Source organism: Corynebacterium sp. NML98-0116 (assembly GCF_001767255.1).
Lineage (GTDB): Bacteria > Actinomycetota > Actinomycetes > Mycobacteriales > Mycobacteriaceae > Corynebacterium > Corynebacterium pseudogenitalium.
Genome location: NZ_CP017639.1, coordinates 1,745,677 through 1,758,891, shown reverse-complemented (window position 1 = coordinate 1,758,891; position 13,215 = coordinate 1,745,677). Strand labels below are relative to the sequence as shown.

At 61.2% G+C, this 13,215-nt stretch carries 14 protein-coding genes; 6 read left to right on the top strand and 8 right to left on the bottom strand.

What is annotated here, in order from left to right:
• The first annotated feature begins 144 nt into the window (after positions 1 to 144).
• Both BJP05_RS08035 and BJP05_RS08030 read left to right on the top strand, forming a co-directional pair.
• On the top strand, positions 145 to 558 hold the full coding sequence (locus BJP05_RS08035) for an HAD family hydrolase (RefSeq protein WP_070362943.1): 414 nt from the start codon (positions 145 to 147) through the stop codon (positions 556 to 558).
• Complete coding sequence (locus BJP05_RS08030) at positions 558 to 1,052, top strand: hypothetical protein (protein ID WP_070362942.1); 495 nt, start codon at positions 558 to 560, stop codon at positions 1,050 to 1,052. The genes BJP05_RS08035 and BJP05_RS08030 overlap by 1 nt, the downstream gene beginning before the upstream one ends.
• Here BJP05_RS08030 and rsgA read toward each other — a convergent pair.
• On the bottom strand, positions 1,026 to 2,048 hold the full coding sequence (gene rsgA / locus BJP05_RS08025) for a ribosome small subunit-dependent GTPase A (RefSeq protein WP_070362941.1): 1,023 nt from the start codon (positions 2,046 to 2,048) through the stop codon (positions 1,026 to 1,028). The genes BJP05_RS08030 and rsgA overlap by 27 nt on opposite strands.
• A 10-nt stretch (positions 2,049 to 2,058) precedes the next feature.
• Entirely contained in the window at positions 2,059 to 3,327 is a 1,269-nt protein-coding gene (aroA, locus tag BJP05_RS08020; protein ID WP_070363573.1) for a 3-phosphoshikimate 1-carboxyvinyltransferase, read from the bottom strand.
• A 21-nt stretch (positions 3,328 to 3,348) separates the two neighbouring features.
• On the opposite strand from aroA, the gene BJP05_RS08015 reads away from it, so the two are divergent.
• Positions 3,349 to 3,996 (top strand): SOS response-associated peptidase, encoded by a 648-nt coding sequence (locus BJP05_RS08015; protein ID WP_070362940.1) that lies wholly within the window; start codon positions 3,349 to 3,351, stop codon positions 3,994 to 3,996.
• Here the strand turns inward: BJP05_RS08015 and ybaK are convergent.
• Positions 3,993 to 4,460, bottom strand: a complete 468-nt coding sequence (ybaK, locus tag BJP05_RS08010; RefSeq protein WP_070362939.1) for a Cys-tRNA(Pro) deacylase — start codon at positions 4,458 to 4,460, stop codon at positions 3,993 to 3,995. The two genes, BJP05_RS08015 and ybaK, sit on opposite strands and share 4 nt — an antisense overlap.
• Positions 4,461 to 4,505: 45 nt before the next feature.
• On the opposite strand from ybaK, the gene BJP05_RS08005 reads away from it, so the two are divergent.
• Positions 4,506 to 5,117, top strand: a complete 612-nt coding sequence (locus tag BJP05_RS08005; protein WP_176754820.1) for a sigma-70 family RNA polymerase sigma factor — start codon at positions 4,506 to 4,508, stop codon at positions 5,115 to 5,117.
• A complete protein-coding gene (locus tag BJP05_RS08000) occupies positions 5,117 to 5,392 on the top strand; it encodes a hypothetical protein (RefSeq protein ID WP_070362937.1) in 276 nt (91 codons plus the stop codon). The genes BJP05_RS08005 and BJP05_RS08000 overlap by 1 nt, the downstream gene beginning before the upstream one ends.
• A gap of 874 nt (positions 5,393 to 6,266) precedes the next feature.
• On the opposite strand, the gene BJP05_RS11605 is transcribed toward BJP05_RS08000, so the two are convergent.
• The 3 genes from BJP05_RS11605 to BJP05_RS07990 all read right to left on the bottom strand — a co-directional run bounded on the left by BJP05_RS11605 (position 6,267) and on the right by BJP05_RS07990 (position 9,686).
• Entirely contained in the window at positions 6,267 to 6,380 is a 114-nt protein-coding gene (locus BJP05_RS11605; protein WP_371440800.1) for a hypothetical protein, read from the bottom strand.
• A gap of 2,836 nt (positions 6,381 to 9,216) precedes the next feature.
• On the bottom strand, positions 9,217 to 9,291 hold the full coding sequence (locus BJP05_RS11600) for a 50S ribosomal protein bL37 (RefSeq protein ID WP_100227335.1): 75 nt from the start codon (positions 9,289 to 9,291) through the stop codon (positions 9,217 to 9,219).
• Between the two features lie 131 nt (positions 9,292 to 9,422).
• Positions 9,423 to 9,686 (bottom strand): WhiB family transcriptional regulator, encoded by a 264-nt coding sequence (locus tag BJP05_RS07990; RefSeq protein WP_070362936.1) that lies wholly within the window; start codon positions 9,684 to 9,686, stop codon positions 9,423 to 9,425.
• Positions 9,687 to 10,149: 463 nt separating this feature from the next.
• On the opposite strand from BJP05_RS07990, the gene BJP05_RS07985 reads away from it, so the two are divergent.
• Positions 10,150 to 10,605, top strand: coding sequence for a hypothetical protein (locus tag BJP05_RS07985; RefSeq protein ID WP_240492735.1), 456 nt, complete (start codon positions 10,150 to 10,152; stop codon positions 10,603 to 10,605).
• Between the two features lie 57 nt (positions 10,606 to 10,662).
• Here the strand turns inward: BJP05_RS07985 and BJP05_RS07980 are convergent, their stop codons facing one another.
• Together BJP05_RS07980 and BJP05_RS07975 are read right to left on the bottom strand one after the other, a co-directional pair.
• Entirely contained in the window at positions 10,663 to 11,874 is a 1,212-nt protein-coding gene (locus tag BJP05_RS07980) for a hypothetical protein (RefSeq protein WP_070362935.1), read from the bottom strand.
• A complete protein-coding gene (locus BJP05_RS07975) occupies positions 11,871 to 13,196 on the bottom strand; it encodes a DEAD/DEAH box helicase (RefSeq protein ID WP_070362934.1) in 1,326 nt (441 codons plus the stop codon). The genes BJP05_RS07980 and BJP05_RS07975 overlap by 4 nt, the downstream gene beginning before the upstream one ends.
• Positions 13,197 to 13,215: the final 19 nt, after the last annotated feature.

Sequence of the window (13,215 nt, the reverse complement as noted above, 5' to 3'; positions counted from 1 at the left end):
TCCTTTCGTATCGTTGTGCACGGTGCGGGGTGCTGGTAGGTAGTATTGTGCACGTTCGCGCCGTGAGGGCGCTAGGAGAATTTGCGCACTTTGGTGTGCACTGCAGAAGAACCGAAAACGAAGTACAGGAATTGAGGCGTCCAAATGCAGGGACTCATTATTGACTACGCAGGTGTGTTGGACCAGGACCCGGAGGACCAGCGCCGCTGGCAGCAGCTGATTGAGGCTGTGAAGGAGAAAGACAAGGCCGTAGGCATTTTGTCCAACGAGGAATCCGAGGGCCAAATGGCGGACGCGGCGCGGGACTGGGAGTTCCGCGGTGTCGTGGATGCGGTGGTGCTCTCCGGCGACATTGGTGCGGAGAAGCCGTCCCCGGCAGCATTCCAGGCCGCGGCGGATGCGCTGGATATTCCGCTCAATGACTGCGTCATGATCGATGACGACATCATGAACGTCCGCTCGGCCGTCGAGTGCGGCATGATCGCGATTTTGCACACGGCGTTTGACCGCACCGCGGTGGAGATCCAGACGCTGTTCAATATCGAGGGGGAGTTTTAATGCGCGTCTACATCCCCGCGACGTTCTCCATGGTGGAGGGACTCGCCGCAGACAAGGTGCTGCACCCGCGCAACGGGTGGGGCTTCGCCGCGACGACGGCGCTGCGCGAGTTCTTCACCTCCGGCGATGAGGAGGAGATCGAGGCAGTAGCGTTTGACGACGCCGCGCTGGCCTCCATCCGTCTGCTGGCGATTGGTGACCAGGATCGGTTCCCGCACCGCCGTGTGGTGATCTCCGCGGACGTGGACGCCGAGGAAGCCGATGACATGGGGGACTCCGTCGTGCGGGTGTCTGGGCCGGTGGCGCTGGAGGACGTTGCGGCGATCCATATCGACCTGGCGGAGGCGGAAGCGGCGACGGCGAAGGCCATCGAACACATCGACGCCGCAGACCTCGGGGACGAGGACGCGGAGCTGGCTGTCGGGGACGCGCAGGACAATTACCTGGCGTTTTACGACGTCAGCGAGCTACCGTTCCTCGTCGAGCTGCTTTAGATCCCACTCGTTGTTGGAGCGCAGCGCGCTGAGTAGGCGTCGCACGGCGGCGACGCGGCGCGACAGCGCCCCTCCCTCGAAGGCGTCCCAGGCGCACTCCGGGTCCGTGGGCGGGCCGGCGTGCGTGCAGCCGCGCGGGCAATCCTGGGCTGCCTCGGCGAGCTCGGGGAAGACGTCGATTACTTGGTCGGGGGAGACGTGCGCCAGGCCGAACGAGCGGATGCCCGGTGTGTCGATGATCCAGCCGCCGCCCGGAAGCTCGAGCGCCACGGACTGCGTTGAGGTGTGGCGGCCTTTGCCCACGCCGGAGACGTCGCCGGTTTCGCGTTGCGCGTCCGGGACGAGGCGGTTGACCAGCGTCGACTTGCCCACGCCGGAGTGGCCGACGCAGGCCGATACGTGGTCGTTGAGGCGTTGTGTGAGTTGGTCGAGGGGGTCGTCGATACCTACGGTGAGGACTTCGACGTTGAGGTCCTCGATTTCTGCGATGAACTCGTCGGGGCGCGCGAGGTCCGTTTTTGTCATGCAGACAATGGGGCGCACCCCGCCGACGAATGCGGCGATGAGCGCGCGCTCTACAAGCCCGGTGCGTGGCGGCGGGTCGGCGGCGGCGACCACGATGAGCAACAGCTCCGCGTTGGCGACGACGACACGCTCGAAGGGGTCGGTGTCGTCCGCGGTGCGGCGCAGGACCGAGGTGCGGTCGGCGCGCAGCACGATGCGGGCGAGCGTGTCCTTGCGCCCGCTGGTATCACCCACGACGCTGACTCGATCGCCGACCTCGATGCTGGTGCGCTTCAGATGGCGTGCCCGCATGCAGGCAACCAGCGTGCCGTTATCCAGCATGACACCCCAGCGCCCCCTATCCTTCGTGACCACCATCCCGGTGAGCGCGTCCTCGTAGGAGGGGCGGTCCTTGGTGCGGGGGCGCGAGCCGCGGCCGGGCCGGACGCGGACGTCGGATTCGTCGTAATCGCTGAACTTGCGGCGTGCCATGGGGTTCTTTCTATGCTTCTTCGTGCTGGAGTGCGGTGTGCCACATCGTGGGGAAGTCGGGCAGGGTCTTTGCCGTCGTTGCGATGTTTTCCACCTGCACACCCGGGGTGGTCAGGCCGATGATGGCGCCGGCGGTGGCCATGCGGTGGTCGTCGTAAGAGTGCCACGTGCCACCGTGGAGGGGCTGTGGGTGGATACGGAGGCCGTCGCCAAGCTCTTCGCAAGCGCCGCCAAGCCTGTTGATTTCGGTGGTGAGCGCCGCCAGCCGGTCCGTTTCATGCCCGCGCAGGTGCGCGATGCCGGTCAGCTCCGATGGGGTCGCCGCCTGCGTGGCCAGCGCCGCGACGGTCGGGGTGAGCTCGCCGATGTCTCCCATGTCTAGTCTGATGCCTTGCAGGGCGCCCGGGGTCGGGCCCTGCACGCGCAGTGAGTTGCCGGAAAGTTCGACCTCGCAGCCCATTTGCGCCAGGATGTCGCGGATTACGTCGCCAGCCTGCGTCGTCTGCGTTGGCCAGTGCTCGATGCGCACCTCGCCGCCGGTGATGGCAGCGGCGGCCAAAAACGGCGTCGCGTTCGACAGGTCCGGCTCAATCTCCCAGCGCCTCCCGCGGATCTCCTGCGGGGCGACGTGCCAGGTCGCGTCCTCGCACTGCGTCTCGACGCCCGCTTCGCGCAGCATTGCCACCGTCATATCAATATGCGGCATGGATGGCAGCGAGTCGCCCGTGTGGGTGATGGTGACGCCTTGCTCGAAGCGCGCCGCGGCAAGCAGCAGTCCGGAGACGAACTGGGAAGACCCGGAGGCGTCAATGCTGACGTCCCCGCCTGCGACAGTGCCGGTGCCGTGGACAGTGAAGGGGAGGCGCTCCCCGTCGATATCGGCGCCGAGCTGGCGCAGCGCATCCAGGATGGTGCCCATCGGCCGGGTGCGAGCGTGCGGGTCGCCGTCGAAGCGGGTGGTGCCGTGCGCGAACGCCGCCACTGGTGGCACGAAGCGCATCACGGTGCCTGCCAGGCCGCAGTTGATGTCGCCGCCGCGCAGCGGTGCTGGCTGGACGTGGACGGTGTCGCCGTCGTGGGTGAACTGTACACCGAGGGCAGCCAGGGCCGCCTCCATGAGGTCGGTGTCGCGGGAGCGCAGCGCCCCGACCAGCGTCGACGGGCCAGAGGCCAGCGCCGCGAGAACATAGGCGCGGTTCGTCATCGATTTCGACCCCGGCAGCGCGAGTGTGGCGCGGACGGGGTCGGCAATGGAGGGGGCTGGCCACAAGTCAGTCATGACGTACATCATAATGGAGGAATGTGTGGCCGTTTCGTTTTGTTTAGCACCGGCGAGCAACTCCTCGGATTCGTCGGCTCTCTCCCAGGCGTGCGCGAAGTTGTAGCGCCCGACGGCACGCCACCCGCCCGCTACAACGTCGCGCCGACGCACCAAGTACCCATCGTGCGCTTCCACGAACACGAGGCGCTCGTCCAAGCCGCGCGCTGGGGCCTTCTCCCGAGCTGGAAGCGCGACGACTCCGGCCCGCCACTGTTCAACGCGCGCGGGGAGACCGTCGCGGTAAAACCGTCGTTCCGTAACGCAATGCGCTCGCAGCGCGGCATCATGCTTCTCGACGGCTACTACGAATGGCACGAAAAACAGCCCTACTACGTCACCCCGGAGTCCGGGATGCTCGTCGCCGCCGCACTGTGGGACACCGGCGCTAACCGGCTTTCGACGACCATGGTCACCACCGACGCCGCCGAACGTATCGCGTGGTTACACCACCGGCTCCCGCTGTTCCTCTTGCCTGAGGAAATCGAGCAGTGGACACAAGGCACAGCAGAAGAGGCTCAAGAGCTCATCTCTCCCTCGCGCGTGGCACCGCAGCTGCAGTGGCATGCGGTTGGGCGCGAGGTGGGCAACGTCCGAAACGATTCGCCCGAGCTCATCCAACCGATCTAGGCGCCGATCGGCGCGAACTTCCCGGACGTCAGTTTCGCCAGGTCACCCGGGGTCAGTTGCACGGATAGCCCCCGCTGACCGGCGGAGACGGTGATGGCGTCGAGGGATTCGATGGTGGCGTCGAGAAGCACTGGGAGCCTCTTGAGCGTGCCCAGCGGCGAGATGCCACCCACGACATAGCCCGTGGCGTGCTCAGCCTGTGCGAGCTCCGCCATCGCAGCCTTCTTCCACCCCAGCGCCTTCGCTGCGGCCTTCAAACTCAGGTGCCCAGAGACCGGCACGCAGCACAGAGCGAGCTTCTTCGGGTCCTGCACATTCGACACCACCAGCGTCTTGAGCACCGTCGCAGGATCAAGTCCCAGCTCATGGGCCGAATGCTCACCGAAATTATCCTGGCTCGCGGCGTACTCCAACACCTTATGAGGAGTCTTCGCCACAACTTTCAAAGCACGAGTTCGTTGCATACAGACGATGCTACGTCGCGCGCCCGGCTGGCTACAATGGCCCCTATGGCCGAAACAGACCTCAAAACACGCTTTACTGAGGAAGCGATGCCGCTGCTAGACCAGCTCTACGGCGGCGCGCTGCGGATGACCCGCAACCCCCAAGACGCCGAAGACCTCGTGCAAGAGACCTTCTTAAAGGCGTACAACGCATTCGACAGCTTCAAACCAGGCACCAACCTGAAGGCGTGGATGTACCGAATCATGACGAACACGTACATCAACTCCTATAGAAAGAAGAAGCGCCGACCACTGGAAACCTCCGCCGAGGACGTGACCGACCACCAGCTGTACACCACAAGCTCGCACGATTCGACCGGCCTCGAATCAGCGGAGGTTGAGGCGCTCAAGGCGATGCCGAACTCGCGGATCAGCGAAGCGCTCAACGCGCTGAATGAGGACTACCGCATGGTGGTCTACTACGCGGACGTCGAAGGCATGGCGTACAAGGAAATCGCCGAAGTGATGGACATTCCGCTGGGGACCGTCATGAGCCGACTGCACCGTGGAAGAAAACAACTGCGCGAGATGTTGAAAGACGTGGCACATGAACAGGGCATCGGGCTCGACCATGCGGATATGGCGGAGTTGAAGCAGCAGAAGGTGGAGGAGAAGTAATGGCAACAGAACATAACCACGCAAGTGAAGCTGACTGCCGCGGCATGCACCAGCTGCTGTGCGAGCTGTTCCAGCCGGACACGCCACCTGAGCGCGTGGCCGCCATCCGAAAAGAATTAGCGAGCTGCCCTGACTGCCTCCGCCAGCTTGAATCGGAGGAAGCGATCCGCGGCCTTGTGCGCGACTGCTGCGGGCAGGCCCACGCGCCACGGGTATTGAGGGAGCGGATTATCACCTCAATTTCTTACACAGAGGTGCGTATTCAACGGCGTTAACTGCCGCGTGTTGGCGTTGTTTGCCGGGCCCGAACCAGTACAAGCATCATGCTGGTTCGGGCCTTTCATACTTTCGACCCAACCCAACGGGGGTAAAACACGGGGGTACCAACTGTTCAACGATCGCGAAAAGGTCTGCCTAACGCATTCATAGGGCCTGAGTTTGGCTACACCAGACCACGAAAGGTTTTTAGTATAAAAAGGTTGTGCATTAATAGTATCGGCGACACGTGTCGAATGACACATGTCGTGCCTGGTAATCCCGATTTGTTAAGTATTCTCTTACCTACTGTTGCACTAGAGCGCATAATATACGGGTGGGTTGATTGTTGAACACCCATCGACAGGTGTCGGTGGGTTTGTTGAACATGTTGGGTTTGCTGCGATGGTTTCTGAGTGTTTTTTAAGCTATGTGTGCAGGTTGTGGGGCTAGATGTGTTGAAAAATCCGGGTTTTGTGGGCGTGTTTTTGCCTGTTTTGTTGTCGTGTTTTGGGTTGATTAGCCATGTATAGTTCGGGTGCATAAACTTGGGGTCAGAACAACGAAGGGTTTCATGTTCCACCGGTTGGGTGGTGCGTGATGGAAGGTATAAGGATTGTGACAACGATGATGAACAGCATTGCACGGAAGGTATGCGTAGCAGCGTGTGTGTTGGCCGTTGCGGCTAATGGTGCACAGGTTGCTCACGCGGAGCTGGCTGTTGCTGACTCGTCGGTCACAGTGACCGCTGACGGGCCGGGTGCGGTCTTTCACAACTCGGTAACACAGCCGGGTCGTATTTCGACGTTGAAGTTTACGGATGCCCGCTCCATTGCTGGCAGCCAGGAGTCCTCACTGTATGTGGACCTGCGTGCCGATGGTGCGCTAGTGGATTTAGAGTCTGACCTTAACGTGGATACGCACCGTGATGGTAACACCCAGGTGGTCATCTACCGCGGTGAAGACCAGGACGCTGGTGTGTCGGTCGAGCGTGAATACCGCTTTGATGGCAACCGCGTCGATGTCATTGTGCGGGTGACCAACAACAAGGATGCTTCAGCGTTTGTGCAGGCGGATCTGACGAACCAGATTAACTCCCAGGTCGGGCTTTCCGGCTCCTATGATGATGGGAAGTTTGTTGTTGCCCCGGCCCAGCTTGGCTATGAGACTGCGGTGTCGTTCGATAATGCAACCTCGTCTGGTGCAGCCGATGCGTTCCAGCGCACCACGGCTGCCGGTGAGGTTGGGTTTGTGGATCCAGCAGGGGCCAGCTTCCAGCGTGGGCGTTGGTTTGAGCGCATTGATGCAGGCAACACGTTGACTGCTGCCATGCACATGGAGGTCACAACCCAGGACAGTGCTGTTGATTCTGATGGTGACGGTCTGCCGGATGTCTGGGAGCGCGAAGGCGTCACCTTAAGCGATGGTACGGTCATGCCGCTTGATCAGTGGGGTGCTGATCCTGAGCGCCCGGATTTGTTCCTGCAGCTTAATTGGATGAACTCGCAGTGGCAGCAGGCTGGCTGCGACACACCTGGTGCGGATGCTGCCATGTGTGCGCAGATGTCGGTGGCAAGCTACCGCCCACACCGCGATATTTTGCAGCAGCTGGTGGACCGCTTCGACCAGTACGGGGTCAACCTGCACATCGATGCCGGTGATACCTACACCAACATTGCAAACTACCCGACGCGTCATGGTGGACAGACTGAGCCGTACGCCCCGTACTACTTCGAGGGCACCATCCCGGGCATGAAACTGGTCGATAACATCGATACCATTTTGGGTGCGCGTGCGGCAGTCTTCCGGGTTGGTGTCATTGGGGACCAGATGCAGCGTGGCCACTGGGGTACCGGTTTGGCTTTGGTTGCGGATAACTCGTTTTATGTTGCCAAGCATGAGCGTATGCGCAGCGATGATCAGCTGCGTAACACGATCATGCACGAGCTGGGCCACACGTTGGGGCTCAACCATAATGGTTCGATGAAGTTCGCTAACGAGGTGCCGCAGTCGGATTACCTGCCGAACTACTACTCGGTGATGAACTACCTCTACCAGTTCACGCACTTTAACTACTCGGATGAAGAATCTGTCTCTGGTGGGCCACTGCCAGAGGTATGCAACCAGCCGGGTATGGACTGCTACAAAGGTGACTACCGTGTGCCAGCCGACTGGGACAACTTGATGATTAACACCGGCAAGATTGGTAAGGATTACAACTCCACGATCGGTGCCGCTGATGTGAAGGTTGATGGTAAAGCGCTTGCCGCGCAGCAAGAGGCGATGCAGCAAGCTGAGGCCGCGCAGGGCAGTGCGAAGGTTGCTGTTGTAGGTGACCCTGAGCTTCACCGTGGTGAGAATACGGTGAGCTTGAAGGTTGCAAATCCTGGGTTGGATGCGGCCCGGATGCGTGTTGAGGTTGTCTACCCGTCGGGGAAGGCCGAGCAGGTTGTGACGGTTGCAGGCCAAGGCGAGGCAACGGTTGCGCTGCCTGTGACGGTTGGTGTGGTTAAGACGTCGTCGTTGCCGTTGGATGTGCGTGTGGTCAATGAGGATGGCTCCCAAGCCTTTGCTGGCCGGTTTGATGTTGCCGCGGTCATGGATGCGGATGTTGATGGTGATGCGATGGCTGGTGCGCCTCGTAAACCGCAGCAGAATACACAGACTGCCCCGACGACGGCGAAGGCTGGTAAGCATGAGTCTTCGCAGCAGTTGACGACGGCGCAGCGCCCAGCGGCGAGTGTGCAGGATGATCGTCAGGATGCGGCAAGCAAGGATCGTATCCAGGCGGAGGGTGAGACGAATATTGCGGCGATTGTTGCTCCGATTGTGGTGCTGCTGCTGTTAATTGGTGGTGGTGTTGCCGCGGCGATGTCTGGTGGTCTGCACTTCTAGCTAGTTGTTCTGTGGGGCCTGTGGTGCCGGGAGTGTTCCCGGTGCCGAGGGCCCCGTTTTTCTATTGTGTGTCGGGCTGGGGTGTGGGATTGTTCCCCGGCAGCACGAACTATTTTCGAGTGGCATGAGGGGGTGCACCAGAATCCGGGTTTTGCCGCCCGTCGTGACGAGAACTTGCTGGTCGCGTCTGCATGCGATGGTAATGTGGTGCCCAGCCAACACACAGGAGAAAGTGCGCTTTGAAGAAAGACGGTTCAACGGCCAGGAGACCTATTGGAGTGGATGGCCCAGAGGGAGGATCAGTGGCCTGGTGGAGGCACGCCTCCCACAAAACGCGTGTTACGGCGCTATCGACCGTAGCGATCGTGGGGGTCGCAACCTTCTTTCTCTTCAGATGGCTGATGCAGGATCAAACCATTTCAGTATCGGTAGTAGCAACTATCATTGCGATCCTCACCGCGCTGAACCTGCTTCAGGTTTGGGAACGATCGACAGTTTAGAAAAGGGACTTGGGGCGCAGCTAACGCGCGAGTAGAGAGCTACGGTGCTGTCTCATCGCGGTGAAGTGATGGTGAGGGTGCGGTGCGCACTGGGTGTTGGGATTGTTCCCCGATGCTCATCATCAGGTTCAGCGGGGAAGGATCTTCGTGGACATGCATCCCGACCTGGGGGAAACGAATTCGTTGGTCGACGGGAGCGGGCCGGAAGGCTGAAATGGTTCCCGGGCGTGAGAACTATTTTCGAGTGGTATCAGCAGGTGGCGCACCAAAATCCGGGTTTTGCTGCCCGTCGCGACGAGAACTTGCTGGTCGTGTCTGCATGCGGTGGGAATGTGGTGCCCAGCCAACGCACAGGCAACCAAAACATCCCGCAGCGCCAGCTCAGCGCACGAAAAAACTCCCCACCGACTTGGACTCATGGTCCTTGCCGATGGGGAGTGTTCGCGTTCTTATGCGTTTGGACGCTTACCGCGGTTCGCGCTCTTCTTGCGACGGTCCTTACGCTTACGGCCACGCTTGCTCATGGTGCCTCCTTTAAATAGCGATGAATTAGGTGCAAACCTAGTTACGAAGTATTCAGTTTATCGTTGTTGCCGCAGTGCGGTGAAATCCCCCGAGGAAATTCTGCGAGAGGCACCGGCAATAGCCGTAGAGCTTAGGCCGACAGGCGTGCGCGGTTGCGTGCGCGGGCCTTGTTGCGGCGCTTCAGTGCGCGACGCTCTTCCTCAGAAAGGCCGCCCCAGACGCCGGCGTCCTGGCCGGTCTCCAGTGCCCACTTCATGCAGTGGGAAGTGACTGGGCAGCGGTTGCAAACAAGCTTCGCTTCAGCGATCTGAGCGAGTGCAGGGCCGGAGTTGCCGACAGGGAAGAAGAGTTCTGGGTCTTCGTCGCGGCAAACGGCTTCGTGGCGCCAATCCATAATAAGTACTCCTTCAAGATCAAAATGTTTCGTGACTATGTATTTTTGCGCACCACATTCACAACCCTTTTGGGGCGTGTTGCAAACTAAGTTTGATTCCATTGCCCGGGCGAGTGCTCCGCATCGTGCGGGACTCCACTTCCAGACCTGGCGTTAACCCTGTGGTGACTTAGGGTTAAGGGCTGTGACACCAGCCCGTAATTTTTGCTACTCGAAAATGATGGCATGTATTTCGCCGTTCCGCTAGGGTTCTGGCCAATAATGTGACTGGAATCATAAGAATTGTATTCATGGTTACCGCTCATAACGCACGGCAAAAACGTGGAACCAATGAGCTGTACGCTCTTGAGCTGCATATATAAGAAAAGAATTAGCTGACATATGTGTTCGCTAAGGTCAAATCGGCAATCGTCTGCACCGCAACTGGTGTCGGAATCTGGCCCTGATCATTAGACTCCGTTGTGTGAACAGCAAAGAAAACTCATTGGACCACCCTGGCGTTCCGGGCATGCTGCGGTTCGGAGCGGTCGTCGTGTTGCTGCAGTGCTTGGCGATGCTCGGCTACATCATCATGCTGATCTACGCCCAGATTGAAGGCATTAGCGATAGCAGCATTGAATCGAGCGCGGAAGCAAGCCATTACGTGGCGTTGGGCACGGCGGTGTTCCTTGCCATCGTCTTCGGTTTTGTCGCGTTTGTGGCTATCTCAACGCTGCGGGGGCGGCCAAGGGGCTCGGGCGCGATCGTGCTCATCGAGGCGATCCTGCTCGGTGTGGCGTTTTATATGTTCCTCGGGGGCGCACACCTACTCAGTGCGGCGACGGCGCTTTCGGCGGTGCTCGTGTTGATTACGGTGTTCCACCCGGCGTCAGCGGCCTACCAAGAGGCGATGTACGAACTGAAAAAGGCCCGCCGCTAGCGAAGCTAACAAAGCTACCAGGCGACGGGCGCGGGGGGATCGGGGTGCTGCGCGACGTTAGGAGAGGTTCGTGTTGAGAACGACGATCTCCTCGCCGCGCTTTTCTACGATCGTGGTGCCGGCGGAGTCGATGTAAACGGGGCCGGTATATCCGCCACGATCGACGGGGATGATCTTCTCCACCTTGTTGTCGTCCCAGTTGGCGACGGCGATGCCGGTGTCGGAGGCGTAGAGCAGGCGCTCGCCGGCTGGGAAGCCGGTGCCAAGCGCGCCCTGGAACACGCCGGTAACGCTCAGGCGGGAGGGCTCCATGAGCAGCAAGGTGTCGCCTTCGTGGTACGTCATGTGGTGGGGCAGGTCGGCGACGGGGAGGACGTCGACAATTTGGTCGATCTTCTGCGGGTCGTCCAGTGGCGGGATTTCGGAGGCGGCGAGGTCGTTGCCGTCCTTGTCGTAGGTGCGGACTTTGTGGCTGTCTGGGTCGTAGATCGCGGCCGCGTCCTGGGACACCGCGACGAGGTAGGCGTTCTCGGAGATGTCGACGCTTTCGTACATCTCGGGCTCACGGGAGTCCTCGGGAGTGGTGTTCTGGAACTTGAGCTTGGGGCCGTCGTCGCAGTACTCCGTGGTCGCCATAATGTCGGTGCGGGTCAGCGCGGAGTTGATGGTGCAGGATTCGGGCTGCATGTCCGGCTCCTGCGGGGCCTCGTTGTAGCCGTATTCGACGGTCTTGACCATGTCGGAGCGCCACAGCTCGACGCGGTGGGAGCTGACGTAGCCGACGCGGTCGTTGGACTGCACTCGCGTAATTACCTCGGGTGCGATGGCGGAGCGTGTGCCCGCGTACTCGCCGGTGAGCGCGTTAATCGTGACGACGTCCCCACAGCCAGCATTGTCGCGGTATGCGGCGACGACCTTGTCCCACGCATGGCCGAGCAGGCATAGCTCGTTTGGGCGTTTGTAGGTCCAGGCGGTGTCGCCGGTCGGCGTGGTGGCGGTGATGGTGCCGTCGTTGTAGGTGATGATCATGCCTGCAGCGATCACGGGTTGGACGCCGGGGGAGGTGTCCGGAAGGCGGAAGGCTTCCTCGACCTTCGAGGGGACGACGGCGAGGCGTCCCGCGTTCTCATATTCCTCCGCCGCCGGCTCCAGGTGAGAGCTGCGGATCGGTGCGGTGAAAAACGCGATGGCAAGGAGGATGATCGCGATCGCGGTGATGACTGCGGTCGCGATCAAGTCGTTGCGGGTGCGACGTAGGGGCTGACTCAACGCCGTTTCCTTCCTGAGCGGTTCGTTCCACGTCTCGTGGAGGGTGTTCTCTCGCCCGAGCGTTGCGGGCGTGCTCCGAGCACTTTACGCGGTTTGCCCACCGTGGATAAAGCCGAGTCCGGAATGTCCAGGGCCTCGAAGAGCTCTTCGGAGGTGGAAAACCACGTTGGGGGCTGGGGCTTGTCGAGGGAAAGCTCCTCGTTGATCGCTTCCCATTTCGCTGTTTCGTCGAGGTCGGCCATGGTCACGGCGGTGCCGGAGTGGCCTGCGCGCCCGGTGCGGCCGATGCGGTGGACGTAGGTCATTGGGTCGTCGGGGACTTGGTAGTTGATCACGTGGGTGACGTCGTCGACGTCGATGCCGCGTGCTGCAACATCGGTGGCGACAAGGATTTCGACGTCCCCTTCGCGGAAGGCGTTCAGGGAGGCCTCGCGCGCACCCTGCCCAAGGTCGCCGTGGACGGCGCCGACGGAGAAGCCGCGCTGGCCGAGGTCGTCGGCGACGCGCGCGGCGGAGCGCTTCGTGCGGGTAAAGATGATGGTTTTGCCGCGGCCGTTGGCCTGCAGGACGCGCGCGAGCACCTCGGGTTTGTCCATGTGGTGGGCGTAGAACACGACCTGTTTGGTGCTTTCGTGGGTGGAGGCGGCTTCCTCGCCTTGCTCGGCGCGGATGTGGATCGGCGTGTTCATCTTGGAGCGCGCCAGCTGCAGGATCTGGCCGGGCATGGTCGCGGAGAACAGCATCGTTTGCAGTTGGTCAGGTAGGGCGGACCACAGCGTTTCGATGTCGGGCAAAAAGCCCATGTCGAGCATCTCGTCGGCTTCGTCGAGGACGAGGATCGCGACGTGGCCGAGTTGGAGTTCGCCCTGGTGGTAGAGGTCGATGAGGCGGCCGGGCGTGCCCACGACGACGTCGACGCCCTTGTGTAGTGCGTCGATCTGCTCCTGGTAGGGCCGCCCGCCGTAGATGGTGGCGACGCGCACCGGGGTGTACTTCGCTGCCCGCTCCAGGTCGTCGCCGACCTGCACGGCGAGCTCGCGGGTGGGGACGACCACGAGGGCGCGGGGTGTGCCGTCGAGTTCGGCGATGGTGGCGTCGTCAAATACTCGGTCGAGCAACGGGATGCCGAAGCCGTAGGTTTTGCCCATTCCCGTGCGGGCTTGGCCGATGATGTCGCGGCCGTCGAGCGCGAGGGGGATCGCAAGTTCCTGGATGGAAAATGTGCGATGGATATCGAGCTCCTCGAGGGCATCGATGAGTTCGGCGGCGACCCCTAGCTCATGAAAATCGGGTGACTGTTCTCTAGCAGCTGATTTGGACACGCCCTCATCTTAGCTGTAG

What these genes read in the sequence shown, in the direction of transcription:
- BJP05_RS08000 (WP_070362937.1), top strand. Translation starts at nt 5,117, where the DNA reads ATGGCAACAGAACATAACCACGCAAGTGAAGCTGACTGCCGCGGCATG.
- BJP05_RS08015 (WP_070362940.1), top strand. Translation starts at nt 3,349, where the DNA reads ATGTGTGGCCGTTTCGTTTTGTTTAGCACCGGCGAGCAACTCCTCGGA.
- BJP05_RS07990 (WP_070362936.1), bottom strand. Translation starts at nt 9,686, where the DNA reads ATGGATTGGCGCCACGAAGCCGTTTGCCGCGACGAAGACCCAGAACTC.
- aroA (WP_070363573.1), bottom strand. Translation starts at nt 3,327, where the DNA reads ATGACTGACTTGTGGCCAGCCCCCTCCATTGCCGACCCCGTCCGCGCC.
- BJP05_RS08035 (WP_070362943.1), top strand. Translation starts at nt 145, where the DNA reads ATGCAGGGACTCATTATTGACTACGCAGGTGTGTTGGACCAGGACCCG.
- BJP05_RS08005 (WP_176754820.1), top strand. Translation starts at nt 4,506, where the DNA reads ATGGCCGAAACAGACCTCAAAACACGCTTTACTGAGGAAGCGATGCCG.
- ybaK (WP_070362939.1), bottom strand. Translation starts at nt 4,460, where the DNA reads ATGCAACGAACTCGTGCTTTGAAAGTTGTGGCGAAGACTCCTCATAAG.
- rsgA (WP_070362941.1), bottom strand. Translation starts at nt 2,048, where the DNA reads ATGGCACGCCGCAAGTTCAGCGATTACGACGAATCCGACGTCCGCGTC.
- BJP05_RS08030 (WP_070362942.1), top strand. Translation starts at nt 558, where the DNA reads ATGCGCGTCTACATCCCCGCGACGTTCTCCATGGTGGAGGGACTCGCC.